General features: G+C 66.1%; 25 protein-coding genes and 1 pseudogene. 11 read left to right on the top strand and 15 right to left on the bottom strand.

Going from position 1 to position 26,211, the window contains the following annotated elements; all coding sequences use genetic code 11:
* Window positions 1-3 precede the first annotated feature (3 nt).
* The 8 genes from AC5Y39_RS02960 to AC5Y39_RS02925 all read left to right on the top strand — a co-directional run bounded on the left by AC5Y39_RS02960 (window position 4) and on the right by AC5Y39_RS02925 (window position 7,780).
* The gene (locus AC5Y39_RS02960; RefSeq protein ID WP_500015363.1) at window positions 4-1,302 is read left to right on the top strand and encodes an aromatic ring-hydroxylating oxygenase subunit alpha; all 1,299 of its coding nucleotides are present in this window, start codon (window positions 4-6) and stop codon (window positions 1,300-1,302) included.
* Entirely contained in the window at window positions 1,286-1,621 is a 336-nt protein-coding gene (locus AC5Y39_RS02955) for a hypothetical protein (protein WP_500015365.1), read from the top strand. The genes AC5Y39_RS02960 and AC5Y39_RS02955 overlap by 17 nt, the downstream gene beginning before the upstream one ends.
* A 2-nt stretch (window positions 1,622-1,623) precedes the next feature.
* A complete protein-coding gene (locus AC5Y39_RS02950; protein WP_500015366.1) occupies window positions 1,624-2,841 on the top strand; it encodes a metal-dependent hydrolase family protein in 1,218 nt (405 codons plus the stop codon).
* A complete protein-coding gene (locus AC5Y39_RS02945; RefSeq protein WP_500015368.1) occupies window positions 2,828-3,259 on the top strand; it encodes a nuclear transport factor 2 family protein in 432 nt (143 codons plus the stop codon). The genes AC5Y39_RS02950 and AC5Y39_RS02945 overlap by 14 nt, the downstream gene beginning before the upstream one ends.
* A 2-nt stretch (window positions 3,260-3,261) precedes the next feature.
* Window positions 3,262-4,356 (top strand): acyl-CoA dehydrogenase family protein, encoded by a 1,095-nt coding sequence (locus AC5Y39_RS02940; RefSeq protein ID WP_500015609.1) that lies wholly within the window; start codon window positions 3,262-3,264, stop codon window positions 4,354-4,356.
* Window positions 4,357-4,415: 59 nt separating this feature from the next.
* A complete protein-coding gene (locus AC5Y39_RS02935; RefSeq protein WP_500015611.1) occupies window positions 4,416-5,150 on the top strand; it encodes an acyl-CoA dehydrogenase family protein in 735 nt (244 codons plus the stop codon).
* 312 nt (window positions 5,151-5,462) lie between these two features.
* On the top strand, window positions 5,463-6,116 hold the full coding sequence (locus AC5Y39_RS02930) for a TetR/AcrR family transcriptional regulator (protein WP_500015370.1): 654 nt from the start codon (window positions 5,463-5,465) through the stop codon (window positions 6,114-6,116).
* A gap of 230 nt (window positions 6,117-6,346) precedes the next feature.
* Window positions 6,347-7,780, top strand: a complete 1,434-nt coding sequence (locus AC5Y39_RS02925) for a WS/DGAT/MGAT family O-acyltransferase (RefSeq protein ID WP_500015372.1) — start codon at window positions 6,347-6,349, stop codon at window positions 7,778-7,780.
* Here the strand turns inward: AC5Y39_RS02925 and fadD12 are convergent.
* A complete protein-coding gene (gene fadD12 / locus AC5Y39_RS02920; RefSeq protein WP_500015374.1) occupies window positions 7,777-9,399 on the bottom strand; it encodes an acyl-CoA ligase FadD12 in 1,623 nt (540 codons plus the stop codon). The two genes, AC5Y39_RS02925 and fadD12, sit on opposite strands and share 4 nt — an antisense overlap.
* A gap of 138 nt (window positions 9,400-9,537) precedes the next feature.
* Between fadD12 and AC5Y39_RS02915 the strand changes: the two genes are divergently transcribed.
* Window positions 9,538-10,608, top strand: a complete 1,071-nt coding sequence (locus AC5Y39_RS02915) for an NAD-dependent epimerase/dehydratase family protein (RefSeq protein ID WP_500015376.1) — start codon at window positions 9,538-9,540, stop codon at window positions 10,606-10,608.
* A 67-nt stretch (window positions 10,609-10,675) separates the two neighbouring features.
* Window positions 10,676-11,743, top strand: coding sequence for an NAD-dependent epimerase/dehydratase family protein (locus AC5Y39_RS02910; protein WP_500015377.1), 1,068 nt, complete (start codon window positions 10,676-10,678; stop codon window positions 11,741-11,743).
* Here AC5Y39_RS02910 and AC5Y39_RS02905 read toward each other — a convergent pair whose 3' ends face one another.
* From AC5Y39_RS02905 to AC5Y39_RS02870, 8 genes and pseudogenes are all read right to left on the bottom strand, one after another.
* Window positions 11,744-14,152, bottom strand: coding sequence for a CaiB/BaiF CoA-transferase family protein (locus AC5Y39_RS02905; RefSeq protein ID WP_500015378.1), 2,409 nt, complete (start codon window positions 14,150-14,152; stop codon window positions 11,744-11,746). It abuts the gene before it with no gap.
* Between the two features lie 54 nt (window positions 14,153-14,206).
* A pseudogene (locus tag AC5Y39_RS02900) lies at window positions 14,207-14,377 on the bottom strand (enoyl-CoA hydratase/isomerase family protein); the annotation flags it as partial.
* The gene (locus tag AC5Y39_RS02895) at window positions 14,367-15,509 is read right to left on the bottom strand and encodes a M24 family metallopeptidase (RefSeq protein WP_500015380.1); all 1,143 of its coding nucleotides are present in this window, start codon (window positions 15,507-15,509) and stop codon (window positions 14,367-14,369) included. The pseudogene AC5Y39_RS02900 and the gene AC5Y39_RS02895, both read right to left, overlap by 11 nt.
* On the bottom strand, window positions 15,499-16,731 hold the full coding sequence (locus tag AC5Y39_RS02890; protein ID WP_500015382.1) for a M24 family metallopeptidase: 1,233 nt from the start codon (window positions 16,729-16,731) through the stop codon (window positions 15,499-15,501). The genes AC5Y39_RS02895 and AC5Y39_RS02890 overlap by 11 nt, the downstream gene beginning before the upstream one ends.
* The gene (locus AC5Y39_RS02885) at window positions 16,728-17,897 is read right to left on the bottom strand and encodes an amidohydrolase family protein (RefSeq protein ID WP_500015384.1); all 1,170 of its coding nucleotides are present in this window, start codon (window positions 17,895-17,897) and stop codon (window positions 16,728-16,730) included. The genes AC5Y39_RS02890 and AC5Y39_RS02885 overlap by 4 nt, the downstream gene beginning before the upstream one ends.
* Before the next feature lie 42 nt (window positions 17,898-17,939).
* Entirely contained in the window at window positions 17,940-19,181 is a 1,242-nt protein-coding gene (locus AC5Y39_RS02880; protein WP_500015386.1) for a cytochrome P450, read from the bottom strand.
* Window positions 19,182-19,191: 10 nt separating this feature from the next.
* On the bottom strand, window positions 19,192-19,386 hold the full coding sequence (locus tag AC5Y39_RS02875; protein ID WP_500015388.1) for a ferredoxin: 195 nt from the start codon (window positions 19,384-19,386) through the stop codon (window positions 19,192-19,194).
* Entirely contained in the window at window positions 19,383-20,048 is a 666-nt protein-coding gene (locus AC5Y39_RS02870) for a TetR/AcrR family transcriptional regulator (protein ID WP_500015390.1), read from the bottom strand. The genes AC5Y39_RS02875 and AC5Y39_RS02870 overlap by 4 nt, the downstream gene beginning before the upstream one ends.
* A 233-nt stretch (window positions 20,049-20,281) precedes the next feature.
* Here AC5Y39_RS02870 and AC5Y39_RS02865 point away from each other — a divergent pair, with 233 nt between their 5' ends.
* Entirely contained in the window at window positions 20,282-21,253 is a 972-nt protein-coding gene (locus tag AC5Y39_RS02865) for an enoyl-CoA hydratase/isomerase family protein (RefSeq protein ID WP_500015391.1), read from the top strand.
* Window positions 21,254-21,268: 15 nt separating this feature from the next.
* On the opposite strand, the gene AC5Y39_RS02860 is transcribed toward AC5Y39_RS02865, so the two are convergent.
* From AC5Y39_RS02860 to AC5Y39_RS02835, 6 genes are read right to left on the bottom strand one after another with little or no spacing between them, the layout of a single operon-like run.
* Window positions 21,269-22,093, bottom strand: coding sequence for an SDR family oxidoreductase (locus AC5Y39_RS02860; protein ID WP_500015393.1), 825 nt, complete (start codon window positions 22,091-22,093; stop codon window positions 21,269-21,271).
* The gene (locus AC5Y39_RS02855) at window positions 22,090-22,908 is read right to left on the bottom strand and encodes an SDR family NAD(P)-dependent oxidoreductase (RefSeq protein WP_500015395.1); all 819 of its coding nucleotides are present in this window, start codon (window positions 22,906-22,908) and stop codon (window positions 22,090-22,092) included. Before AC5Y39_RS02855 ends, AC5Y39_RS02860 begins: the two co-directional genes overlap by 4 nt.
* On the bottom strand, window positions 22,905-23,768 hold the full coding sequence (locus tag AC5Y39_RS02850) for an alpha/beta fold hydrolase (RefSeq protein ID WP_500015396.1): 864 nt from the start codon (window positions 23,766-23,768) through the stop codon (window positions 22,905-22,907). The genes AC5Y39_RS02855 and AC5Y39_RS02850 overlap by 4 nt, the downstream gene beginning before the upstream one ends.
* A gap of 3 nt (window positions 23,769-23,771) precedes the next feature.
* Window positions 23,772-24,386, bottom strand: a complete 615-nt coding sequence (locus tag AC5Y39_RS02845; RefSeq protein ID WP_500015397.1) for an NADPH-dependent FMN reductase — start codon at window positions 24,384-24,386, stop codon at window positions 23,772-23,774.
* Window positions 24,387-24,392: 6 nt separating this feature from the next.
* Window positions 24,393-25,382 carry a cyclase family protein gene (locus AC5Y39_RS02840; RefSeq protein ID WP_500015399.1) on the bottom strand — a complete coding sequence of 330 codons (990 nt, stop codon included), beginning with the start codon at window positions 25,380-25,382 and terminating at the stop codon, window positions 24,393-24,395.
* Window positions 25,382-26,197 carry a coniferyl-alcohol dehydrogenase gene (locus tag AC5Y39_RS02835; RefSeq protein WP_500015401.1) on the bottom strand — a complete coding sequence of 272 codons (816 nt, stop codon included), beginning with the start codon at window positions 26,195-26,197 and terminating at the stop codon, window positions 25,382-25,384. The genes AC5Y39_RS02840 and AC5Y39_RS02835 overlap by 1 nt, the downstream gene beginning before the upstream one ends.
* Window positions 26,198-26,211 lie beyond the last annotated feature (14 nt).

Raw genomic sequence — 26,211 nt, 5'->3', positions numbered from 1 at the left:
GCGGTGCCACATTTCACCAAACCCGCCGAAGGCAGCTGGACGGAGCACTATCCCGACCTAGGCACCGGTCCCGTCGACTACACCGACTCGGTCGACCCCGCATTCTTCGAAGAGGAACGCGAAGCGATCTTCAAGAAGACGTGGCTCAACGTCGGCCGCGTCGAGCGGCTGCCGCGCACCGGCAGCTACTTCACCAAGGAGCTGCCTTCGGCCGGACCCGGCATGTCGGTGATCCTGGTCAAGACCAAGGACGGTTCGATCAAGGCGTTCCACAACATCTGCCGCCACCGCGGCAACAAGCTCGTTTGGAACGACTACCCGCACGAGGAGACGTCAGGTACCTGCCGGCAGTTCACCTGCAAGTACCACGCGTGGCGCTACAGCCTCGACGGGGAGCTGACGTTCATCCAGCAGGAAGACGAGTTCTTCAACGTCGACAAATCCGACTACGGGCTCAAGTCGATTCGCTGCGACGTGTGGGAAGGGTTCATCTTCATCAACTTCGACGATGCCGCGCAGCCGTTGCGCGACTACCTGGGTCCGCTGGCCAAGGGCATCGAAGGCTATCCGTTCGGCGAGATGACCGAGGTCTACACCTACCGAGCCGAGGTGGGCAGCAACTGGAAGCTGTTCATCGACGCGTTCGTCGAGTTCTACCACGCACCGGTGCTGCACCAAAAGCAGTACACCCCAGAGGAAGCCGCCAAGATCATGAAGCACGGCTTCGAGGCGCTGCACTACGACATCGAGGGCCCGCACGGCATGATCTCGGTCTGGGGCGGCCAGGCGCCGCCGCCGGATCTGAACATGGTCAAGCCGATGGACCGGGTCTTGCGCAGCGGGTTGTTCGGGCCGTGGGATCCGCCCGATGTCATCAAGAACCTCGAGCTTCCGCCGGGGGTCAACCCGACCAGAGCGCCGCAGTGGGGCATCGATTCCTGGCACTTCTTCCCCAACTTCATGCTGCTGATATGGCAGCCGGGCTGGTATCTGACCTACCACTACTGGCCAACCAGCGTCGACAAGCACATCTTCGAGTGCAGCCTGTATTTCGTGCCGCCGAAGAACGCGCGGGAACGGCTGGCTCAGGAGCTGGCGGCGGTGACGTTCAAGGAATACGCGCTTCAGGACGCCAACACGCTGGAAGCGACGCAGACGATGATCGGCACCAAGGTGGTCGACAAATTCCTGCTGTGTGACCAGGAGATCCTGATCCGCAATCTGCACAAGGTGACCGCTGACTACATCAACTCGTACCGCAACAACGGTCGCAAGGAGGCGCACAATGGCTCTCGCAACTAAGCTGCCCGCTGAATTCGCCGATCTGGAGCCGTATTTGGATTGGGCCCTGGCCACCGAGCCCGAGCGCTACGCCAAACGACTGTCCTCCACCATGGAGGAGATGCAGGCCTTCTACGACGCCGCGTTCCCCCGGATGAACGACGTGATCGCGTATTGCGACCAGTTCCCGCTCGACGACCTCCCCGAGGACGCGCGCACGCTGATGCACATGATGCAGTCGCTGATCACGGTCTCGTTCCCGATCGAAGCCTGGAAGCAACCGAAAGTGCCCGACAGCGGTGCCACCTACGTCGAGTGCATCAAGGAGCCGGTGATCTGAGCGTGGTCACGCTCAAGGCGGCTGGGCTGCTCGACGTCGACACCGGCGAAATCGTCCGGCCCGGCGTGCTGCGGATCGAAGGCGACCGGATCGTCGCACGAGGTGGCTCAGCCTCCGACGATGGTGACGTCATCGACCTCGGCGAGTCGATCCTGCTGCCTGGCCTGATGGACATGGAGGTCAACCTCCTGATGGGCGGCCGTGGGGAAAACCCTGGGTTGTCACAGGTTCAGGACGATCCGCCGACGCGGATGCTGCGCGCAGTGGGCAACGCCCGGCGCACATTGCGGGCGGGCTTCACCACGGTGCGCAACCTAGGGCTGTTCGTGAAGACCGGCGGCTACCTGCTGGATGTCGCGCTGGGCAAGGCGATCGACGCCGGCTGGATCGAGGGCCCGCGCATCGTGCCGGCAGGCCACGCGATCACCCCGACCGGCGGACATCTGGACCCGACGATGTTCGCCGCGTTCGCGCCGCACGTGATGTCGCTGTCGATCGAGGAGGGCATCGCCAACGGCGTCGACGAAGTGCGCAAGGCGGTGCGCTACCAGATCAAGCACGGCGCCCAGCTGATCAAGGTCTGCTGCTCCGGCGGAGTCATGTCGTTGACGGGTGAGCCTGGTGCCCAACACTATTCGGACGAAGAGCTGCGCGCGATCGTCGACGAGGCACATCGCCGCGGGCTGCGGGTGGCGGCGCACACGCATGGCGCAGACGCGGTCAAGCACGCCGTCGCGGCCGGCATCGACTGCATCGAGCACGGCTTCTTGGTCGACGACGAGGCGATCTCGCTGATGGTCGAACACGGCACCTTCCTGGTGACGACGAGGCGGCTGGCCAAAGCGATGGACGTGTCCAAAGCACCCCCGGAACTTCAGGCCAAGGCCGCCGAGATGTTCCCCAGAGCACGCACGTCGATGAAGGCGATCTACGACGCCGGCGTCAAGATCGCGGTCGGAACCGACGCCCCCGCAATTCCCCACGGCCGCAATGCCGATGAACTCGTCACCCTGGTCGAGTGGGGATTGGCACCGGCCGACGTGCTGCGGGCCGCCACCGTCACCGCCGCCGAGCTGATCAACGTCACCGACCGCGGGCGGCTCGCCGAGGGGCAGCTTGCCGACGTGATCGCCGTGCCCGGAGATCCGTTGGCCGACATCACCGTTACGCAGAACGTCAACTTCGTGATGAAGGGCGGGAAGATCTTTGTCAACAAGTAAGCCGACAGCCACCGAGGACATCGTCGCAATCCAGCAGTTGCTGGCCAAGTATGCGGTCACCATCACCCAGCAGGACATCGACGGGCTCTTGGAGGTGTTCACACCCGACGGCACCTACAGCGCATTCGGTGAAACCTATGCGCTGGAACGCTTTCCGGTCTTGGTCGACGCCGCGCCGAAGGGATTGTTTCTGACGGGAACCGCGCTGGTCGACCTCGACGGTGACACCGCCGCCGGCACCCAGCCGTTGTGCTTCATCGACCACGCCACCCACGACATGCGCATCGGGTACTACCGCGACACGTACGTCCGGACCCCGGACGGCTGGCGGTTGCGCACGCGGGCCATGACGTTCATCCGGCGAAGTGGTGTGCACGACTCTGGCCGTCCCCACGCAGTCGGCCGACCGGCTCCGTGACCGTGGATGTCGGGGAGTTTCGGGCAGGGCTGCGGGCCTGGCTCGACGACAACGACCTGACGCCCGGCCCGGACCATTCGCTCGAAGGGCACATCAAGCAGCTGGCCCGGGTTCACCGGGCGCTGTACGGCGCCGACTGGATGCGCTACGGCTGGCCTGTGGAGGTCGGCGGCCTCGGCGGGCCGGCGATGCTGCGCGCGATCGTCGGTGAAGAGGTGGTCGGGCGCGGCCTGGCCGAACCGGGGCCGTACTCGATGGTCGAGGTGCTCGCGCCGACGATGATCGACTATGCGCCACCGCAGTTGGCCGCCGAGATGGTGCCGCGGCTGCTGTCCGGTCAGGAGCAGTGGTGTCAGGGATTCTCCGAGCCGGGATCGGGCAGCGACCTCGCGTCGCTGTCCACGCGCGCCACACCGCGCGGCGAGGACTGGGTGGTCAATGGCCAGAAAGTGTGGACGAGCTTCGCCCAATTCTCCGCCCGGTGCGTGCTGCTGACCCGAACGGGGCCTGGCCACAACGGGATAACCGCGTTCTTCGTCGACATGGACACCCCGGGTATCACCGTTCGGCCGCTGCGCACCATGCATGGCGTCGACGAGTTCTGCGAGGTGTACTTCGACGACGTCGTGATTCCCGGCGACCGGATGCTCGGAAAGCCCGGCGACGGTTGGCAACTCGCGATGGACCTGCTGCCTTATGAGCGCTCGACGTGCTTCTGGCAGCGGATCGCCTATCTCTACGCGAGATTCGATCGGCTCATCGCGGAATCGCGGACGGCAGATCCGGACGACGGTGAGCTTGGTGCGGCATATCTGGGGCTGCACACTCTGCGGTGCCGATCGCGGTTGACCCAGCACCGGCTGGCCGGTGGCGCGCGCCTCGGCCCGGAGACGTCGATCGACAAGGTGCTGTTGGCCACCGCCGAGCAGCGGCTCTACGACACCGCGCGCGACTTGCTCCCCGGAACCATCGAATTGGACGAATCCCCCTGGCGCACAGAGTATCTCTACTCTCGTGCCGCGACGATTTACGGCGGCACCGCGGAAATCCAGCGCAACATCATCGCGCGCCGGCTACTCGGGCTCGGGAAGGAGTGACCGTGGAGCCTGTGTCCGAAGACGATCTCGAGCTGCTCGCCGACGCGCTGCGCAAGACCATGCTCGCCGCGTCGGGTGCCGAACTCGACAAGGCGCTGGCCGAGCTCGGCTGGCTCGACATGCTCGAGCAGATGCCCGAAACCGCGATTCCGTTGGTATTCAAGTTACTTGGCGAGACAGGCGCGCATGCCCCCGTGCTGAACGACGTGGTGTGCAACGAGGCCGGACGGCCGCTCGGTGACACGGTGCCCCTGCCGTATGCCGGCAGTGCATGGGTGGTCTGGGAGCGGGCCGACGATCCCAGCTCTGCGCTCGACGAGGAGATGCCGATCCGGCGCTGCGATCAAACCAGCGCCGTACCGCTCGGCGCCGGCCGGCGCGCATTGGGCTGGTGGCTGGTGGGCACCAGCCGGGCCATGCTGTCACTGGCCCGTCAACATGCGTTGGACCGTGTGCAGTTCGGCAGGCCGGTGGCGTCGTTCCAGGCTATTCGGCACCGGCTTGCCGAGACACTCGTGGCCATCGAAGGTGCCGAGGCGACCCTTCAGGGAGCCGACGACTCTTTCAGCGCACTACTGGCCAAGGCGGCCGCCGGGCAGGCAGCGCTGACTGCGGCGCGGCACTGCCAGCAGGTGCTCGGCGGTATCGGTTTCACCGCCGAGCACGGGCTGCACCGCCACATTCGCCGCGCGTTGATTCTCGACGGTCTGCTGGGCAGCAGCAAAGAACTCACCCGCGAGGCGGGTGCTCGACTGCGCAAGCTCGGCTCAGCGCCGCGGCTCGTCGACCTCTGATTCGCCGTCCGATGGGCCACCTTCACGAGGGCGGCACCACACCACCCACACCCGGCGAACAGGCCAGCTCTGCCGGTGCAGCAGGTCGCGCCTTCGTGGCCAGCTGCGGCTCCAGCCCGGCGGCAACATGGCGGCTCCCCTTCAATCGGTGAGAGGCTTCCTCGAGAGAGACAAAGAGAATACTATTCTCGTTATGAGAAAGTTACAATCTCTGACACGTGCGCGGACCAGGCGTCGGACGCCACTTTTGCACACCGTTCTCCGGTACAGTTCAACCATGTTCTCAGCTGCGTGCACGGTTTCGAGCGGCCAGTGACAAGCCCGAGCGAAGAGCCGGCCTGGAAGCAGCGTGCGGTCGAGCGATCCATCAAAACGGCCAAGCTGCGGGCCGCGCAACGTGTCCAGCGGTTTCTCGACGCTGCGCAAGCAATCATCATCGAGAAGGGCAGCACCGACTTCACCGTCCAAGAGGTGGTCGACCGGTCCCGGCAATCGCTTCGCAGCTTCTACCTGCAGTTCGACGGCAAACATGAGCTTTTGCTGGCGCTGTTCGAAGATGCGCTGAGCCGGTCCGCGGAACAGATCCGAGCCGCCACCGAAGGACATTCCGACCCGCTCGAACGTCTGCAAGTCGCCGTCAAGCTGCTGTTCGAGACGTCGCGCCCCGATCCGAACGCCAAGCGGCCGCTGTTCACCGATTTTGCGCCGCGGTTGCTGGTGTCGCACCCGTCCGAGGTCAAGATCGCGCACGCGCCGCTGCACGCGTTGCTGACCGAGTTGATGGAAGCGGCCGCCGCAGCCGGGCGGCTCAGGCCCGACATCAACCCGCGGCGGATGGCCGCGATGACCATGCAGACGGTGATGTTCGTCGCGCAGTCGAGCGCCGACACCGACGAAGGGCCCTCGCACCCGATCACCGCCGAGGAAGTCTGGGATTTCTGCGCCCACGGATTCGTCGAATCCTGACCCGATCCGTCGAAAATCACATTCTCGATTTCGCAGAACACATTCACGGCGACTAGCCGTTGAGCCCACCGGTGGCCCTATCGGCCGCCGAAATTGCCGCCTCGGGCCGCGGTCAACGGCCGCTCGGCGCCGACGAAGTCGCAGCAGTATCAAAGGCTCCCTCGACGAGCGGCCCACGTGTTTCCATAGAACCCGGCAACACGAGCGGCGCCATCGAGACGAGGTTGGCCATGAAGCGACTCAACGGCATGGACGCCATGCTGCTGTACAGCGAGACACCCAACTTGCACACGCACACGCTGAAGGTTGCGATCGTCAATGCCGCCGACTTCGACGGCGAGTTCTCGTTCGAGGTCTTCCGCCGGACTATCGAGCGCCGCCTGCACCTGCTCGATCCCCTGCGCTACAAGCTCCTCGACATCCCGTGGCGCTTGCACCATCCGATGTGGATGGAGGACTGCGACGTCGATCTCGACTACCATCTGCGCCGGGTCCAGGTGCCGGCACCGGGGGGCCGGCGCGAGCTCGACGGGTTGATCGGACAAATCGCCAGCACCCCGCTGGACCGAAGCAAGCCCCTCTGGGAATTCCACTTCGCCGAGGGGATGGCCGAACACCGATTCGCGTTGATCGGCAAGGTGCACCACGCGCTCGCCGACGGCGTCGCATCAGCGAATCTGTTGGCCCGCCTGATGGATTTGACCGACGGGTCGCAGAACGAACGCGAGGCGCCGGACGGCTGCGCGCAGCCGTCGAAAGCCGAACTGCTCTGGGAGGCGCAGCTCGACCACTTCCATCAGATGGCCGAACTTCCGGGGCTGATCCGCGACGCGGTGCGCGGCGCGGTGCGGCTGCGCCGGCGCAGCAAGGAGCGCCCGCAGCATCCGGATCTGGCCAAGATCTTCAACGCGCCGCCGACGTTCCTGAACCATGTGGTGTCGCCGGTGCGGACATTCGCCACCGCGACGCTGTCCCTGGCTGAGGTGAAGGAGACCGCGAAAACCCTTGGCGTGACGTTCAACGACGTCATCCTGGCCTCGGCGGCCGGCGCGTTGCGAGAACTGTTGCTGCGCTACGACGGTCGCGCCGATCGGCCGATCATCGCAACCGTTCCGGTCAGCACCGACCGGACACCGGACCGCATCACCGGCAACGAGATCGGTGGCCTACCTGTTTCGTTGCCCGTGCACATCGACGATCCGCGTGAACGCATCCGGCTGACATCGCTGGCCACGAAGATCGCAAAAGAGGACTACGAGCTACTCGGACCGACGCTGCAGAGCCGGATGATGGACTACCTGCCGCCGCCGCTGGCGCCGGCCCTGTTCCGCAGGCAGATGCTCTCGCCGCACAACAAGCTGATGAACGTCGCCGTCTCGAACGTCCCGGGCCCGCGCGAACGTGGGCACATCGGCGGCGCACCCGTCAGCGAGATCTACTCGGTGGGCGTGCTGTCTCCCGGCAGCGCGTTCAACATGACGGTGTGGAGTTACGTCGACCAAGTGGACGTCGCGGTGCTGTCCGACGACCAGACCTTCAACGACGTGCACGAGGCGACCGATGCGATGGTGCACGCGTTCGGCGAAATCCGGCACGCCGCAGGGTTTTCCGGGGAGCCGACGATTGTGGGCACCGCGATGGCGCCGGCCACCGCGGTCGGCTAGCTTTTTCGTCCGCCGGCAAGCGCCTGCAGCTCACTGCGCAGGATCTTGCCGGTGCTGCTGCGGGGCAGCTCATCCAACACCGAAATCTCTCGCGGCACTTTGTAATTCGCGAGGTTGTCACGGACGTGTTGTTTGAGGGTGTCCGGCGTGGCCGCGGCGCCGTCGTTCAGCACCACAAATGCCGCCAACCGCTGGCCGTACTGTTCGTCGTCGACCCCGATCACTGCCGCCTCGGCCACATCCGGATGAGCGGTCAGCGTCTTCTCCACCTCGATCGGATACACATTTTCGCCGCCGGAGACGATCATCTCGTCGTCTCGGCCCACCACGAACAGTCGGCCCGCCTCGTCGAGGTATCCGACGTCGCCGGACGCCATGAAGCCGTCGTGGAAATCCTTGGTCGCCCCGGATGTGTAGCCCTCGAACAAAGTGCCGCTGCGGACGAAGATCTGCCCGACTTCGCCGGTCGGCACCTCCTTGAAGTTCTCGTCGAGGATCCGGATCTCGGTGCCGTACACGGGCTTTCCGGCAGTATCGGGCGCCGCCCGCAGATCTTGCGGGGTGGCGGTGGCGATCATTCCGGCCTCGGTGGCGTTGTAGTTGTTGTAGATGACGTCGCCGAACTGATCCATGAACCTAATCACCACGTCCGGGCGCATCCGCGAACCGCTTGCGGTGGCGAACCGTAACGACTTGCCGCTGTAGCGGTTTCGCACCTCGTCGGGAAGCTCCATGATGCGGTCGAACATCACCGGAACCACGACCAGTCCGGTAGCACGGTGGCGGTCGACGAGTTCCAGTGTCGCTTCGGGGTCGAACTTTCGCCGCGTGATGATCGTGCACGCCATCAAAGCCGAGAACAACAGCTGCGAATATCCCCACGCATGAAACATCGGGGCGACGATCACGGTGGCCTCTTCGGCCCGCCACGGCACCCGGTCCAGCAGCGCAGTCAATTCGACTGCGCCACCGCCCGACACGGGCTTGGCGCCCTTCGGGGTGCCCGTGGTACCGGACGTCAACAGAATGGTCTTGCCTTTGCGGCCGGTGCGTCGGGGCCCCTGGCCGGCGTGCCGCTCGATCAGGCTCTCGACGGTGAGGTCTGCTGGCGCGTCGGTCCATCCGAGGATGCGTACGGCGTCGGGCTTGTCCGCCAACGCCGTATCGACGATGCCGGTGAACTCCTCGTCGTAGACGATCGCGTCCACTCCCTCGCGCTCAACCACCTCAGCCAGTGCAGGACCGGCGAACGCGGTGTTGAGCAATAGCACGTCGACACCGATCCGAGCCGCCCCTACGAGCGCTTCCACGAAGCCGCGATGGTTGCGGCACATGACGGCAAGCTGCTGCGGCACGCCGCCGGGCAGCGCTTGAAGCGCCGCAGCGAACGCATCGCAGCGTTCGTCGAGTTGCCTCCACGTCAGGGTGCCGATCTCGTCGACCAAGCCTGGCCGGTCGGGGCAGCGGCGCGCTGCGGCCGCGAACCCGACGGTCGGCGTCATCCCCTCGCGGACCATTGCGGCGGCCATCCGGACGTACTTGTCAGGCCGCAGCGGCGCGATCAGCCGCGCGCGCCGCAGGGTCCGTACCACTCCGAGGGCATTAGTGTCACCGGGCATGCCTTATCCCAGCACGGCGTGGTTGTGTTCGTCGATGCACATGCCGTCTCGACCACCGATAGAGTGCTCCAGCTGCGGATATGTTACTTTCGTTTTTGAGAATGGCGTAATCATCCGCAACCCGGCCCGAGGAGGCCCATGTCCGACACGGTGGTCGTCACGGGCGGCTTCGGCCTCGTCGGCTCTGAGACTGTCAAGCGTCTGGCCGCCGAGGGCCGGCAGGTGGTCGCCGTCGATCTGCAGACTCCGGCCCACCGAAAACGGGCCGAGAGCCTGCCGTCGGGGGTGAGCGTGCGGTGGACCGACTTGACCGATGCCGCCGCGGTGGACCGCTTGCTGTCGGAAGTGGCGCCTGCGGCGATCATCCATCTGGCCGCCGTGATCCCGCCACCGATCTACCGCAACCCCGCGCGTGCGCGTCTCGTCAACGTGGACGCCACCAAGGCGTTGGTGGGCGCGGCCGAAGCCCAGCCGGTTCCACCGCGTTTCGTGGTGGCGTCCAGCAACGCGGTCTACGGGTCGCGTAACCCGTATCTGCATCCAGATCCCATCGACGCCACCACGCCACCCCGGCCGACGGAACTGTACGGCGGCCACAAGCTCGAGGCCGAGGAGCTGGTGCGGTCATCGCAGCTGCCCTGGGTCGTGCTGCGATTGGGCGGCGTGATGAGCGTGGACCCGAAGGCCCTGCCGTTCACGTCCGAGGCGCTGTACTTCGAAAGCACCTTGCCCAGCGACGGACGATTCCACGGCGTCGATGTCCGCGACGTCGCCACGGCATTCGCGAGGGCTGTCACCGCCGACGTCGTCGGTCGAATTTTTCTCATCGCCGGAGACGATTCGCACCGACTGAGGCAAGGCCAGGTCGGCCGCGCGCTCGCCGAAGCACGCGGATTCGTCGGCGTGCTGCCCGAAGGCCGCCCGGGCAATCCGGACAGCGAGGACGACTGGTTCATCACCGACTGGATGGACACCGCCCCGGCGCAAGCGGCGCTGGCGTTCCAGCACCATTCGTGGCCCGACATGTTGGCCGAGATGCGCGCGCAGACCGGCTGGAAACGCTACCCGCTGCGGCTGATCTCTCCATTCGCCCGAATGTACGTAAAACGCAAAGGGGCTTACTACAAGTCGCCGGGCCGCTACGCCGACCCGTGGACGGCCATTCGCGCGCGGATCGGCGACCCAGCGCTGGACACCGCGAAGTCCTGATGCGATTGCTCATTCGGCGCCGTCGCCGAATGTGATAATCCGGGTCGGCGACACAAAGAGGCGGCCCATGTCTGAGACGGTGCTTGTCACAGGAGCGTTCGGTCTCGTAGGGCGGACGACAGTCAGAACCTTGGCCGCGCAGGGCTGGCACGTGGTCGCCACCGCCCGCGGCGGTGCCGCTAATCGCAAGGCCACCAAGCGACTTGCGCCCGGAGTCGAAGCGAGATGGGCCGATCTGACGGATCCGGGCGCCATCGAGCGCGTCGTCGCCGAGGCCGTGCCGGACGTGATCGTCCACCTGGCCGCGGTCATACCGCCGGCGGTGTATCGCGACGCCCGGTTCGCCCGCAGAGTCAACGTGGACGGTACGGCGTCGTTGTTGCGGGCGGCCCAATCCCTGCCTCGGCCACCGCGCTTCGTGCAGGCGTCCAGCGCCGGCGTCTACGGCGGGCCGAACCCGTACCGCATCACCGATCTGGTCGACGCCGACACACCACCACGTCCCTGCGAGTTGTATGGCGGCCACAAGCTCGAAGCCGAGCACCTGGTGCGCGCGTCGCAACTCGAGTGGGTGATCCTGCGGCTCGGCGGGGTGATCAGCGCCGATCCGGCCGAAGCGCCGTTCGACGCGGACATCCTGTTCCTCACAACACTGTTGCCCACCGATGGGCGGGTGCACACCGTCGACACCCGCGACGTCGCCACCGCAATCGCAGCGGCGACCACTGCAGAGGTCGTGGGCGAGATTCTGCCGGTGGCGGGCGACGAAACCCACCGCCTCACTTATCGCGACGTGGGCAACGACAGCGTGGCGGCCAGAGGGCTTCCCGGGGTGCTCACGGGTGGCCGCCCTGGCGACCCGAACAGCGACGACTGGTACCCCAACTGCTGGATGGACCCCAGCCGCGCGCAGAAACTGCTGGCGTTCCAGCATCATTCGTGGCCCGACATGCTCGCGGAGATGCGAGCGCGCACTGGCTGGAAACGGTATCCCGCGCGGCTCATGACGCCACTCGTGAGACGGTACGTGAGACGCTGTCACGCCTATCGCGGTTGGCCGGGCCAGTACGCCGATCCGTGGGGCGTCATCCGGGCGAGGCTCGGCGAGCCGGGGCTGGACAGGCCCGTCTCGTGATCATCTCGCGGGCGCTCGGCCGATCACTCCGATTGCCTCCAGCTCGTCGATTTCGGTTGCGCTCAAACCCAACTCGGACAGCACCTCACGGTTGTGCTCACCCAGCAACGGAGCAGGCCGCCGGTGGAACCGGTGCGGGCCGCTGGAGAATCGCATCGGCAGCGTGCTGTGCGGCGCGGCCGCGTTGACGGGATGCGAGACCTCCTCGAAGAAACGCCGGAACGCCAGCTGCGGTAGCTCGGTCTGCCGGTGGGGCTGGATGACCTTGGCCACCGGCACTCCCGCTTCCCAGAGCAGCTCGACGATCCGGTCGCCTGACTGTTTGGCGCACCACGCGGAAAGGTGCTTGTCGATGAGGTCGTGGTGTTCGCGTCGGCCGGCATCGGTGTCGAAGTCGGGGCTCGCCGCCCACGCGGGGTTACCCATGGCTTGCTGCAGTCGCAACCACTGGTCGTCGGTGGCAACCGCGACCGCGACCCAGCAGTCGGCGCGGCCGAACTCGTCGATGTCTGATGTGGCGTAGAGGTTCTGCGGCGCGGCCGTCGGCCCGCGGTTGCCGGCCCGCTGCAGCAGCGCGCCGTATGCGGTGTACTCGATGACCTGTTCGGCAGACACATTGATCGCGGCGTCCACCATCGACGCTTCGATCGACACGCCCTCACCGGTTCGGCGGCGGTGCTCCAGTGCCAGCAGCAGCCCGTTGAGGGCGTGCACGCCCGCGTTCGGGTCGCCTACGCAATACGGCTCGTAGGGAGGGCGGTCCGGATATCCAGTCAGCCAGCTCAGTCCGGCCGCCGCCTCGATGGCGTAGGCGAACGCGGGGTTGTCGCGCCACGGCCCGTCGAGGCCGAAGCCCGGCATCCGCAGCACGATCAGGTCAGACCGAATGCCCTTGAGCACAGTGGAATTCAGGCCGATCTGGTCCATCACCCGGGGAGTGAAGTTCTCGACGAACACGTCGCACGTGGCGATGAGCCGGTGCAGGATCTCCCGTCCGCGTGGGCTTTGCAGGTCGAGCGTCACACCCTTCTTGTTGGTGTTCAGCGCCGAGAAGATCGGCGACTTCTCCCACCAGCTCTCCTCCGTGACCGGCACGCCGGCGATGAGGCGGGTGCCGTCAGGGCGCCGGGTGGACTCTACGTGGATCACGTCGGCACCGAGCAGTGCCAGCATGTGGGTGCAGGAGGGTCCTGCCCAGAACGTGGTCATGTCGAGCACGCGAATATCGCGCAGCGGCAAGTCCGTCGACTCGTCAGCGGGCGACGGGTTGACGCGGCGCTCGGGGGTGTTTCGCCGATAGTGCTCGGTGTGCTCGCCGAGTCGCGGAGCGGCCGCCGGCGGCCGCAATACCTGCGGCTGCATGCGGTACGGATGCCCGGGCTGGTGGAAGTCGCCGCGCGGGTTCTCTACGAAAGATCCGCGGACCCGGAAATGCTCAAGTGACTCGATGTTGGCGCCGTTGGCCACGGGGGCGTTGGGGATGCGGAAAGCCGTTGCCAGTTCACGGATTTCGTCGACGGTGTGGTTTCTCACCCACTCGTAGATCTCGGCGGCCTTCTCGTTGGCTTGCTCGGTGATCGACAACGTCGACTCTTCGTCGATCCACTCCTCGTGGCCGATCATCACGCACAGGTCGAACCACTGCTGCGCGGTTCCGCAGCCCAAATCCACCAAACCGTCCTTGGCAGCGGCAATCCCGGGCACCGTGAGCTTGCGTTCCGTGCGCCACGGCCGGCCGAGCATCTCGAAAAACGTCACCGGGTAGTAGGTGAGCGCCAGGATGTCCACCTCGAGCATCGACAGGTCGATGAGCTCTCCCCTACGCCCGCCGAGGCGCGACATCAGCGTCGCGGCGCTCGCATACGCCCCGGCCAGGTATTCACCCACTTGACCGCCGACGTACACCGGTGCCCGGTCCGGGGCGCCGCGGCCGAGGCCGACGATCCCGCCGGACCACGCCTGCAGCGTGAACTCGGTCGCCGGCTTGTCATGCCAGGGTCCGTCGAGGCCGAACGGCGTGATCGAGGTGACGGTCAGATGCGGGTGCGCTCGGCGGATTTCGGACGGTGTGAACGCGGGCAGTTCGGCGACCGACGACCCGCGCGACCACACCACCGCGTCGGCGCCGGCGAGCAAGTCGTGGAGCATGCCGACGTCGGCGACGTCGTCGGGGTCGACCACCACGCTGTGCTTGGCGGCCGCCAGGAACGTGAACAGCGCGCCGTCGTAGCCGGGGTCGATCGCCGCCCCCGACGCCGTCCATTGTCGCAGCGAATCACCTTGCGGTGCTTCGGTTTTGATTACCATCGCGCCGCCGTCGGCGAGCAGCTTCGTGCAGTAGGCGCCTGCGATGCCGGTGGACAGTTCTACGACGACGAGCCCGCTCAGTGGGCCGTTCTGGGGTAGCACCAGTCAGTCCTTCCGCTGGCGGTTGGACTTGCTCAACCGGAAGTCGGGCGGGTACTTGGCGTCGTCGTCGACAGTGGCACCGTGCAGAAGGTCGGCATAACGCAACCGCGCTGCGGTGGTGGGTGCGTTGAGGAACTCCGGGCGGTTGAACGTGATCGTCGCGATCTTGGTCGCCGGATTCTTGTCGCAGAGGATGATCTCCTCGGGGGGCGGCCTATCCGGCATCGGGTGTGCCTGCGCTGAACGACGGGCTCGACGTCAGCACCTCCGGCCCGTCGGTGCCGATCAGCACCGCGTCACGGCGGTACACCGCGCCGACCCCTTCGGCGAAGACGTAACCGGTGAGGGCCAGCACCATTCCCGGCTGCAGGCGCTCCTGCGCGGCGGTTCGCGACAGGTGCTTGGTCACCACCGGCGGATCGAAACCCAGCCCCAGACCGTGAGCGACGGGCATGGGAGGCAGCGGCTCACCGGCCGCCTCGTACGCGGCGAGCAGATCGGCGGCCGGAGTACCGGGCCGGCAGGCGTCGACAAGCTTGTGCCACAACGCATTCGAGCGCCGATACAGCTGACGGACGGGCTCGGCATCGTCGCCGTCAGCCGGCCACGTCCGGCCCACCTCGCCGACGTAACCGTCAGCCAGTACCCCGGCCGAGAACGCCACGAGGTCGCCGGCCTGCACGCGGCCGTCACCGCGGGCCCGCCGCCACGGATGTTCACGCGAGGTCACCCACGCCGCGTCCTGCGTGGCGGGGGTGCTCACGCCGCCCGCCGCCATCGCCTCCAGAAGCGCACCGGCCAATGACTTTTCGCTGATCCCGGGCCGCAGTTCGGCCACCCCGGCGGCCAGCCCGTCCTCAGCGACCCGCAGGGCCGAACGAATGGCGGCGACCTCCTCGGCAGTCTTGATCCTGCGCGCCGCCCGCATCGCCAACTCGCCGTCGACGATCTCCGCCTGGGGGAAGGCCATCGGAAGCAGGTTGGCGAAAGTCGGCGACAGCGCGTCTGTTCCGACCCTGCGTGCGCTGCTCGCACCGTCGAGGCTCTGCAGCACAGAGATCAACGTCATCGGGTTCCACGCCAGCCCGTAGAGGTGGTCGTGTGGGATGTCGTCCGGTATCCCTTCGTCCCAGGTGCTGTTCAGGTAGATCTCACCAGTGGCGCGGACCACCGTGCAGATCGGCCCGAACGGCCGCGTGCCCGCCACCCAAAGTTGGGGGGCTCCAGTGAAATACCGGACGTTGGCTTGTCGACCCAACACCAGCACGTCGAGGTCGTGGGCCGCCATCGCAGCGAACGCCCGCTCTCGGCGGCTGATCCGCAGTGCCCGCGCGTCGGGCAGGATTTCAGTCGCCATACGGCGCATACGGGTAGTCGGTGAGTGACATCCAGCCGTCTTCGGTGATGACCACGATCTCCTCGCTTCGATAACCGCCGGTGCCGTCCTCCCACACCACCGGCTCCAGCACCAGGGCCATGCCGGCCGGGAACACGAAGTTGTCGTCGAACTCCTCGCCGAGGTCAGTGCCGATCATCGGGATTTCGGCCGCGTTGGTGCCGATGCCGTGGCCCAGGTAGAAATGCGGCAACCACGGTTTGCGCCCGCCGTTGGCGGCGATCGCCGCTCGGGCCAGATCTCCCGATGTCGCACCGGCTTTCGTCACGTCGAGGACCGCCTCGAGGATGTGCCGCCACTGGTGGAACTGCTCGGCCTGCCGCGGCGTCGGCTGCTCGCCCACCAGCCAGGTCCGGCCGAAGTCCGAGCAGTATCCGGCGTAGGTGATGCTGACGTCGGTCCACAGCACGTCGCCCTTCCTCAGCGCTCGCTCCGTGGTGAGCAGCGGTAGCGCGAGGTCGCCGTGGGTGGTCCAGACGCCTTGCCCTTTGGTGCCGGGCATCACCTGCCAGATCGCCTCGAGCATGTTGGTGGTGGCGCCCAGTTCGAAGGCGCGGCGCACGAACATCGCCGACAGGTCGATCTGCCGTACCCCCGGCACCAACTCCTTCTGCACCTCGGCCGCCGCCTGCTCGGTGATGCGGCACGCGGTGCGAATACAGGCGATCTGGTCGACGGTCTTGACCAGCTTGGCTGCCCCCACCACAGCCGCCGCGTCCGACGGCGTGCCGCCGGGAAAAAGCCGGCCGGTTGCGCGACGCATCGCGCCGGTCAGCTCGTCGACCGCCATGGTTGCTTTCGGCGGGACGAGCTCGGCCAGCACCCGCGCCAAATGCTCGACACCCTCGTCGAATTCGAGGTAGAGCGGCGGGTGGAGGTGATCGGCCGGAACCTGCGACCCGAACGAGGCTCCTTCCCGGAACGGCATGAACAGGTGGGGATGCTCGTCGGCGGCCAGCACGATGGCCACCGGCCGTTCGACGTGCGACAGACCGGCGTCCAGCAGCGGCCAGGCGGCCCCGGTCGCGTAGACGACGTTGCCGTTGCCGAGCAGAAGCAGCGCGTCGACACCGCTGTCGGCCATCGCCGACCGTAGCCGGGCGCCGGTTTCGCGGTACATCCGGGCGAAGTCCGGTTCGACCGGAATCTGCAAGCCAGACGACGGGGAGACAGAGGCGGTCATGTGAGACCCAGGAACTCCTTGATGTTGCCGCTGCAGATTCGCGCGGCGTTCTGCGGCCCCACCGCCTCGACGACCGCGGCCAGCGACTTCTCCGAGTACCCGAATGTGCTTTCGTTGTGCGGATAGTCCGACGACCACATCACTTTGTCCACGCCGATCCGGTCGATCAACTGCAGTCCCAGCGGATCGACCATGAACGACGCACTCATGTGGGTGTCCCAGTAGTACTGGATGTCATGCTCGAGTTTGTGGTTGAACATGTGCTGATATGAGGCCAGCAGATGTTCGGCATCCTGCAAAGCCCATGGCACCCAAGCGATTCCGCCCTCGAACCAGCCGATCCGCAGCTTCGGGTGGCGGTCGAGGATGCCGCTGAAGATGTACTTGGAGAACACCTCGCGGAAGCCGTCGACGTTGATCATCATGCCGACGACGACGCTGTTGAACTCGCACGGCGTCTTCGGCGGGGTCTCGCCGATGTGGTGCGACACCGGTAATCCGGCCTCTTCGATCTCGTCCCATACCGCTGACATCACGGTGCTGCCGTAGTCGATCACGTTGCCGTCGTCGTCTTTGCCGGGATTGACCGGCATCAGAAAAGTCTTGAGTCCCAGTGACTTCAGCTCGGTGAGTGTGCGGCGCGTGCCCTTGGCATCCCACCAGTTGATCAGTCCGACGCCGTAGAAGTGACCGTTGGACCGTTCCTGAAGATCGGCCATGTACTCGTTGTAGATGCGGAACACACGTTCCCGAATCTGCTTGTCGGGGAAGTGGAACAACGCGAGCACGGCGTTGGGGAACGCGAGCTCCTTGTCGACGCCGTCTTCGTGCAGTTCGCGGATTCGCGCCTGGATGTCCTTGGTGGCGGCGCCGGGCAGGTCGTCGTACTGCATGAGCACCCGGCTGAAGTCACCCGGCAAGAAGTTCTGGCCCTTGCGGCCGACCATGTAGGCGCCGTCCTCGTACCAGATCCGCGGCGCCTTGTCTTTGAGGTCGTCGGGGAAGCGCTCGTAGAAGATGTCGTCGGCCAGCGAGATGTGGTTGTCCGCCGAAAACACCTCGGTGCCTTCGGGAAGACCGACGGACCCGATCGCGTGACCCCGGCGGTCCTTGGGCGCGCCGAAACCGCCCGGTGGATACAACGTGGCGGTGGTTGAAGTGGACATCTGCTTGACCTCCGTTGTCGAAACCTCAGGAACGTCGCCGGATCACCAGACGACCGGCAGTTCGTAGACGCCGTATGCAAGCCGGTCGTGCTTGAACGCGATCTCGCCGATCGGCTTGGCCAGCCGCAACGTCGGTACCCGCCGGAACAGCGTGGCGAAGACGATCTGCAGCTCCGCGCGGGCGAGCTGCTGGCCGACACACTGGTGCCGGCCGTATCCGAACCCCAATTGGGCGGCGTCGGACCGCCGCAGATCGAGCTTGTCGGGTTCGGGAAAAGCCTTGGGATCCCAGTTCGCCGGCGCAAGGTCGATGATGATGCCCTCGCCCGCTTTGATGACTTCGCCGCTGATCTCGATGTCCTCGATGGCGACGCGCCGCTGCCCGTTCTGGATGATCGACAGGTAGCGCATCAGCTCCTCGACCGCGGCCGCAACCACACCTGCGTCGTCGGTGTCGCGGATGACCGCCAGCTGGTCGGGATGTTCGAGCAGGGCCAGTACGCCCAACCCGATCATGTTCGCGGTGGTCTCGTGGCCGGCGATCAGCAGGCCGGTGCCCAGCTGAGCAGCCTCCCGCACGCTCAGCTCGCCTGCCTTGACCCGCTCGGCCAGATCGGATACCGCGTCCTCGGCAGGGTTGTCGATCTTGGCTTGCACCAGATTGGCCAAGTACTTGGCAAGTCCCGCAGCGCCTTTCGCGGTGTCCTCGGCGGTGGCATAGCGGGCCAGCCCGATGTTGGCGTGCTGCTGGAAGAACCCGGCGTCTTCGTATGGCACCCCGAGCATCTCGCTGATCACCAGCGACGGGACGGGCAGCGCGAGCGCGGTGACGATATCGGCCGGCTGGGGCCCGGCGAGCATCGCGTCGATGTGGTCATCGGTGATCTTCTGGATCGCCGGCCGCAGACCCTCGACACGCTTGAACGTGAACGGTTTCGACAGCATGCGGCGAAACCGGGTGTGCTCCTCGGCGTCGGACGTGAACACCGACCGCGGCCGCTTGTGGACGGTGGCGAGCATTCCTTCGTTCCAGTGCGGAAACCCGGGCCGCCGGTCGTCGACGCTCACCCGCGAGTCGGCGAACAATGTGCGCGCCTCCTCGTAGCCGGTGATCAGCCACGGTGTGCTGCCGTCCCAGATCTTGACTCTGCTCAACCCTTTTCGGGCGGCGAGTTCGCGAACTCCTGGCGGCGGAGCGAACGGGCACGCGGGCGAGCGCTCCATCGGGTAGTCGGGAATCTCAGCGGTCGTGCCGGCGGCCGTCGCGGTCAGCGTGTCAGACATGGCACTGTTCTCATTCCTCGATGGCGATGGCCTGCGCCGGACAGGCCGCAGCCGCCTTGCGGGCGTTCTCTTGTTGATCGGCAGGCGGGTGCTCGGTCAACAGCACCACTACCCCGTCGTCATAGCGCTGGTCGAACACGGTGCTTGCGTTCAGCACGCACTGGCCCGATGACACGCACTTGTCCTGGTCGACAACAACTTTCATCGTCCCCGCCTCCCGGTGTTCGTCACCGGTGCCAGCCACAGGCCCACGATCGCGTCGATCAGACCGGATGCGGCCGCCTGCCAGCCCGGCCGGGCCAGCGGCGCGTTCTCCGCCATCGCGCGTTCCCGTTCAGCGCAGGTGTGCATCAACAGGTTTCGCGCCATCACGCTGCGTTCGGTGTGTACGTGTTTGGGTAGGTCGGGAAGGCAGCGGTTGATCCGGCCGATGACCTGCACCAGCGACGGCGAGCTGAGCGCGTCCTTGACCACGATCTTGTGGTAGGCGGGGTCGGCCATCACCTGGGCGGCGAACCGCGCATACCAACTCGGGTTGCCGAGCTCGGCGAGATGATCGGTGAGCGGGCACACCAGGCACGCCACCCAGTCGCGCAGCTCGGCAGAGTCGCCGGTCTCGGCGACCATCTGCTCGCGCAGCCGTTCGATGGGCACGCGGTGCCGGTGCTCGATCTCGCGCACCAGATCGGTCTTGGTGCCGAAGTGGTAGCCCACCGCGGCGTTGTTGCCTTGCCCCGCGGCCTCGCTGACCTGACGGTTGGACACGGCATACACGCCGTGCTCCGCGAACAGCCGCTCCGCGGCGGTCAGAATCGCTTCCCGAGTGCCGTTGGCGCGATCACTGCGCAGCGCTCTGGCCGTGGTCATCGCGACGACGCCCGCGAGGCGGTGCTCATGGCGCTCAGTCCAGCACGCCCGTCCGGTTAAGTCAAGCGACTGATTTAACGGCTGGACAGCCGAGGTCTCCCCGCGTTCTAAGCGGAGAGTAGAAACAGCCCGAATGGCAGCCGACGCTGAGACACTGACGGCAGCTCCCGCCGCATGCGCCGAGAGCGACGACATCGACGACGTCAACGCAAACCATCTGACCGGAGAGGGATATGCCTGATTACGACTACGAAGAGATGAAGCGCGAAGCCGCTCAATACATCAAGTTCGAGAAGGACGTCACGAATAGGATCGCCTATATCACCTTCGACCGCCCGGACGCACAGAACTCCACCACGTTGGGCATGCGTCACAACTACGCCGACCTGATCCACAAGTGCAACGTCGACGACGAGGTGAAAGTCGTCGTCATCCGGGGCGAGGGCGATGATTTCGGCAGCGGCGGCGACCTACCCGAGCAGCGCGACATGCTGGAGAACCCGGGCATGCCGCTTCTGCACGAGCTCGCGATCAACGACGACAACGTGAAATATCCGCCGGGCGGCTCCTATCGCTATCTGTCCACCGTCACCGACTTCTACGCGAAAGCGCGCGCAGGCAATCGGCCGCTTCAAGAGTTGCGCAAGATCAGCATCGTCGAAGCCAAGGGCTACTGCTACGGCTGGCACTTCTATCAGGCCGCCGATGCGGACCTGGTGGTCTCCTCGGACGACGCCCTGTTCGGTCACCCCGCATTCCGCTACGTCGGCTGGGGACCTCGGCTGTGGTGGTGGGCCGAGACCATGGGATTGCGCAAGTTCTCCGAAATGCTCTTCACCGGACGGCCTTTCACCGCCAAGGAGATGTACGACTGCGGCTTCGTCAACAGCGTGGTGCCGCGCGAGAAGCTGGAGGACGAGACACTCAAGTACGCGATGGCGTGTTCCCGTTCGCGCCCGACGGACACGGTTGCGGTGCAGAAGACGTTCCTGGAGCTGTACAAGCAGTACAAGGGCGAATACTTTGGCAGTCTGCTGACCGGGATGATCGAGGGAATGCTGCCGTTGATCGCCAATGACCAGGACGACGAAGTCGACCTCACCGAAGGAACATTCGGCAAGGGCCTCAACAACGTCGTCAAGGACAACGATCTCAACTTTCCGCCGGAGTGGCGGCTCAGCCGATCCGGGCGCAAAAAGCCATAGCCCGCTGGCAGCGAATCACCCGAGGGCGCCGGACCTCATCGCCGCGACGACCCCGCCGTCGATGAGGAGGTCGGTCCCGGTGAGAAACGACGAATCCGGGCCGAGGAGAAACGCCACCGCGTTCGCGATGTCGAACGGCGTACCGACCCTTGCCGTTCCGGACGCGTCGACCATCGCACGCATGGCTTGGCCGCTTCCTCCTTCGAGTTCGGCGCGTCCCATCGGCGTGGAGATCACCCCGGGACTGACGGAGTTGACCCTGGCGCCGCGCTTGCCCCATCGAACGCTTTCGGCCATGACACGCAAGCGGTTTGCGTACTTGGCGAGCGCGTAGGCGTGTCCTGGCTGCGAGATGTGGTCGGATTGCAAATACGGAAGCGTCAGCAGCCGGTCGGGGGGCGCGGTAGCCAGCTCCTTCTGCTGGTCCGGCGGAAGCTCTCCCAGCATGTGGCCCGCCATGCTGGCGATCACCACCCCGGCGCCCTGCGGTGCGATCACGTCGCCGAAAGCCGCCAATACCGCCGCGACACCGTACAGGTCCACGCGCAGAATGGCTTCCACGCTGGCCTGCACCGGAGACAGACCCGCGGTGTGGACGACCTGACTCACCGCTCCTTTGGACGTGGCGGTGTTCACGAGCGCGGCGACCGAGTCCGCGTCACCGACGTCGACCCGCTGGGCCACCACGTCGTACCCGTCACGCTCCAGACTCGACGCCACAGCGTCCAGCGCAGTGGTGTCGAAGTCGGCGAGCAGCGCGGTGCGGCCGGTCCCCTGCCGCCGGGCGATCGCGTCGCCCATGCCGCCCACGCCGATGACGACAACGACGGAGGATGTCATGACCCATCTCCTTTCGGCCGGCGCCGAATCGGCGTGCCTGCTACGGTGCCGCCGTCGACCGGTAACACGGTGCCGGTGACATAGGCCGAGCGGTCACTGGCGAAATACAGCGCCGCCTCGGCGACGTCCTCCGGTGTGCCTTCGCGCTCCAGCGGCCGGTTGTCCCGCATGGTCTGTCGCGACGCCTTGACGAACGCCTCGCGCGCCTCTTCGCTGAACTGCTTGGCCGACGCCGCGAGAATGGGTGTCGGAATGCTACCCGGCGCAAGGCAATTCACGCGAATTCCGTACGGGGCCAGTTCGATCGCCGCGCACTTGGTGAAGTACAACACCGCGGCCTTCGACGCCCGGTACGTCATCACCCCGCCGCCGGCCTGGATGCCGCCGATCGATGACACGTTGACGATCGACCCGCCGCCGTGCTGCGACATGTGTTTGCCGGCTTCGCGGGTTCCGATCATGACACCGAGCAGGTTGACGGCCATGACTCGCTGGAAGTCCCCGAAATCGTCGTGCAGCAGGCTCTTGTGCATCCGGCTGGGGATGCCGGCGTTGTTGACCATGACATGCAGGCCCCCGAACAAGTCGACCGCGGTCGCCACCAACGCGCTCACCTGTTCGCCGTCGGACACGTCGACGCGCCGGAACGCTGCGCCATCTCCACATTTTTCTGCCAACGCCGCACCGTTGTCTTGGTCGAGGTCGGCGATCACCACTCGTGCGCCCTCGGCAACGAATTTCTCCACGGTGGCATACCCGAGTCCGGAGGCACCGCCGGTGACGATGGCCACCTTCCCCGCCAGGTCGCTACTCATCGCGGCTGTCCCTTCGCGTCGGTCTGCACGTCGAAATCGCTTGCCTCGGAGAAGAACTGCAGCAGAAGCGAGTTGACCACTTCGGGTTGCTCGATCTGCGGGCAATGCCCGGCGGCCTCGATCACAGCGGACCGGCCGTGCGGAATCTGATCGGCGATTCTCGCCGCCCAACCCGAGGCAAGCAGCTTGTCGCATCCCCCTTCGACGACGAGCGTGGGCACTGCGATGCGCTCGTACGCACGTGCACTCGACGGCGACGGCGGCGGCTCGAGTCCGGGACGTCGAAACCTTGCCGCCGCCAGCGCTTCCCACGCACCAGGCGCGATGCTCGACTCGTAGCGCCGCCGCACGTAGTCGTCGTCAGCGGGGAACGACGGGTCGAAGAACAGTGCCTCGACGATGCGGCGCATGCCCTCGTATGTCGCGTCGTACTCGTACAGCGCATCGACGTAGGAGTTGCGCTCGATGTCACCGCCACCGCAGATCGCGACGATGCTGCGGGCCGGCAGCACCGGTGCGTCGGACGTCGCGTCGACAAGCAGGTTGATGGCGCCCATCGAGTTCCCCACGAAATGTGCTGACGCAACGCCTACTTCGGCGCAGAACCGGGCGATGTGCCTGATCCGCATGCCGCGGCCGTCGGTGAAGTCGATTACCTTCGCCGAATGCCCGAACCCCAGCATGTCCGGAGCCAGCACGCGGTAACGCTCGGCCAGGGCGCCTATGTTGCGCTCCCAGCCCAGTTCGGCGCTCGCCCCGAATTCGCCGCCGTGCAGCAGCACCACCGAATCGCCCTGTCCGGCTTCGAGATAACTGGTGACAAGCCCCCCGACGTCGACGGTTTTGCGCTGCGCCGGCACTGCTCAGCTCGCCCCGCCGGCGGACTGGGCGAAGGTCAGCACCTGGGTGGCCATCAATTCGAGCTGGCTCTTGATGGTCTCGTCGATCAGCTCGCCGTTCTCGTCGAAAATCCGGTCCGCTGAGTTGATCGCGACGCCCAGCGGGGTAGGCCACGCGCGCAACGCGTGCCCGATGCTGCGCAGGTGGGTGAGCGTGCCGACGGCGGCCTGCCAGCCATAGGCGCATGTGATGCATCCCCACGGCGTGTTGTCCAGGTACACCCGCTCGTCTTCGCGCAGATCTTCGATGTAGTCCAACGCGTTCTTGATCAACCCCGACACGCTGCCGTGGTAGCCGGGCGAGGCCACGACTACCGCGTCCGCGTCGCGCAGCGCGTTGACCAGCTCTGCGGCCTTCGGTGTGCGGGACAGTTCGTGCGGCGCGTACATCGGCAGATCGATGTCGCGGCCACAGAACAGCCTCGTGCGGCCGCCTTGCCGCTCCACCGCCTCCAGGCAGTACCGCAATGCCCGCTCGGTCGACGAGTTCGCCCGCAGGGTGCCGCCGAGCCCCACGATGAGGGGCCTGCGCCGGTCGTCGTCGACGATTCCACTGGCGGTTGTTGAGCTTGCCGTCATGTCCACCTACTTGATCGCAATCGGATTGAGTGGAGACCCGACGCCTCCGGTAACACGCAATGGCGGTGCGACGAGCTGGAATTCGTAGACACCGTCGGCAGCGCAGTCCTCGGCCAGCGCGGTGAGGTTCCAGTACTCACCGAGCATGAGCCCCATGTCGCGAAGGCACAGCATGTGCATCGGCAGGATCGCGCCGTCGACCCCGGACACGGGATTCTCGACCATCAGGTTGTCGGCTGCCACCGCCGCAACGTCGTGGTCGTGCATCCACGACGCGCAGCGCCAATCCAGACCGGCTCCCGGCTCCGATCCGTCGCCGGTTTCGAGGAACCTTGCCCACCAACCGGTTCGGACCAGCACGATGTCGCCGCGTTGCACGGTGACTTCCTGCGTGCGAGCCGCTTGGTCGAGCTCTTCCGGCGTGATCGGATCGCCCAGTTCACAGAACGTCGCGACACCGCGCAGCCGCACGATGTCCAGCAGGACGCCGCGTGATGTGATGCCCTTGACGTCGACCTTGTCGATGCCGCAGTGAAACGCCCCCAGGCTGGTCACTGAACTGGCCGGGAAACCGTTGTAGAGCTGCTCGTCGTAATACACATGGGATAGCGCGTCCCATTGGGTGGCCGCTTGCAACGGCATGATGATCATGTCGTCGTTGAATCGCATCGGCCCGCTCTCGGAGTAGCCGCTCAACTGCACGGCCGTGGGGTTTCGCAACCACTTGGGCCCGTACTCCACCAGTGTGCGCGCGTCCCCGCCGTCGACGGTCATCACGTGCAGCGGGTTGGGCCGGTAGTGGAATGCGCCCTGCGGACCCGACGAGCCGAAGTCGACGCCGAGCGGGAACACCTTGCCGTGCCTGACCAGACTGGCGGCCTGCTGCACCTTCTCGGCGGTGATGAAGTTCAGCGTGCCCAGCTCGTCGTCGTCACCCCAGCGGCCCCAGTTGCGCACGTCGTCGGCGACGCGGCGGAACTCCTTGAGAGAGGCCACTATTCGCGTCCTCCCAAGGTGGCGGCGATGCGGCTGGCGACGTTGCCGCCGTCAACCCACAGCACCTGACCGGTGATGTAGCTGGCGGCAGCGCTGTTCAAGAACACCAGCACCGCCGCCTGTTCGGCCGGCCCGGACACCCGGCCCAGCGGCTTGGGAATGGTGTCGAGGTACGCCTGCCCGTACGACGCGCGCAGCTGGTCGAGGATCGGCGTCTCCGTCACGCCCGGCGCGGTGCAGTTGATGCGAATGCCGCGGGCGCCCAGCGGGGCGGCGTTGGTCATGCAGTACAAGATGATCGCTTCCTTCGACAGCCGGTATCCCCCGTCGGCCAGTTCCTCCGGGTGGCGCCGGCACCAGTGCAGCCCCTCTTCGAACGATCTGGTCCGCACCAGCCCGGCGGTGGACTGTCGGTGGTCCAGATAGTCGGCCGCGGCCAGCGACGAGACGCACACGACCGACGAGCCGGCGCGCATCGCGGGTAACAGCGCCTCGGTGAGGTGGCGAGTCCCGAGGAAGTTGATCGTGGTAACCAGCAGCGGGTTGCCGATGCCCGACGACACGCCGGCGACGTTGAACAGCGAGTCGACGTGCCCGCCAACCGCCGACACTGCACGGTCGATCGACGCCGGTTCGGCAAGGTCGACTTCATGGAACTCCTTGAGCTGCAGGGCAGGCCGCCGCCGGTCGAGGCCGACGACCTCCGCCCCGAGCTGCGACAGCTGCCGCGCGACGTGCTCACCGATCCCGGAAGCACAGCCGCTGACGACGACCCGCTTGCCGTCGTAGCGCCACAGCTGCTCGATTTCTTCCATCGATCACGAGTTTT

The sequence above is a fragment of the Mycobacterium sp. NGS39 genome, assembly GCF_059812765.1.
This window is presented reverse-complemented; position numbering and strand designations above follow the sequence as displayed.

Excerpts from the sequence above, each read along its gene's own strand:
- AC5Y39_RS02955 (WP_500015365.1), top strand. The coding sequence starts at position 1,286 with ATGGCTCTCGCAACTAAGCTGCCCGCTGAATTCGCCGATCTGGAGCCG.
- AC5Y39_RS02935 (WP_500015611.1), top strand. The coding sequence starts at position 4,416 with ATGCTCGCCGCGTCGGGTGCCGAACTCGACAAGGCGCTGGCCGAGCTC.
- AC5Y39_RS02925 (WP_500015372.1), top strand. The coding sequence starts at position 6,347 with ATGAAGCGACTCAACGGCATGGACGCCATGCTGCTGTACAGCGAGACA.
- fadD12 (WP_500015374.1), bottom strand. The coding sequence starts at position 9,399 with ATGCCCGGTGACACTAATGCCCTCGGAGTGGTACGGACCCTGCGGCGC.
- AC5Y39_RS02915 (WP_500015376.1), top strand. The coding sequence starts at position 9,538 with ATGTCCGACACGGTGGTCGTCACGGGCGGCTTCGGCCTCGTCGGCTCT.
- AC5Y39_RS02910 (WP_500015377.1), top strand. The coding sequence starts at position 10,676 with ATGTCTGAGACGGTGCTTGTCACAGGAGCGTTCGGTCTCGTAGGGCGG.
- AC5Y39_RS02895 (WP_500015380.1), bottom strand. The coding sequence starts at position 15,509 with ATGGCGACTGAAATCCTGCCCGACGCGCGGGCACTGCGGATCAGCCGC.
- AC5Y39_RS02890 (WP_500015382.1), bottom strand. The coding sequence starts at position 16,731 with ATGACCGCCTCTGTCTCCCCGTCGTCTGGCTTGCAGATTCCGGTCGAA.
- AC5Y39_RS02885 (WP_500015384.1), bottom strand. The coding sequence starts at position 17,897 with ATGTCCACTTCAACCACCGCCACGTTGTATCCACCGGGCGGTTTCGGC.
- AC5Y39_RS02880 (WP_500015386.1), bottom strand. The coding sequence starts at position 19,181 with ATGTCTGACACGCTGACCGCGACGGCCGCCGGCACGACCGCTGAGATT.
- AC5Y39_RS02875 (WP_500015388.1), bottom strand. The coding sequence starts at position 19,386 with ATGAAAGTTGTTGTCGACCAGGACAAGTGCGTGTCATCGGGCCAGTGC.
- AC5Y39_RS02870 (WP_500015390.1), bottom strand. The coding sequence starts at position 20,048 with ATGACCACGGCCAGAGCGCTGCGCAGTGATCGCGCCAACGGCACTCGG.
- AC5Y39_RS02865 (WP_500015391.1), top strand. The coding sequence starts at position 20,282 with ATGCCTGATTACGACTACGAAGAGATGAAGCGCGAAGCCGCTCAATAC.
- AC5Y39_RS02860 (WP_500015393.1), bottom strand. The coding sequence starts at position 22,093 with ATGACATCCTCCGTCGTTGTCGTCATCGGCGTGGGCGGCATGGGCGAC.
- AC5Y39_RS02855 (WP_500015395.1), bottom strand. The coding sequence starts at position 22,908 with ATGAGTAGCGACCTGGCGGGGAAGGTGGCCATCGTCACCGGCGGTGCC.
- AC5Y39_RS02845 (WP_500015397.1), bottom strand. The coding sequence starts at position 24,386 with ATGACGGCAAGCTCAACAACCGCCAGTGGAATCGTCGACGACGACCGG.
- AC5Y39_RS02835 (WP_500015401.1), bottom strand. The coding sequence starts at position 26,197 with ATGGAAGAAATCGAGCAGCTGTGGCGCTACGACGGCAAGCGGGTCGTC.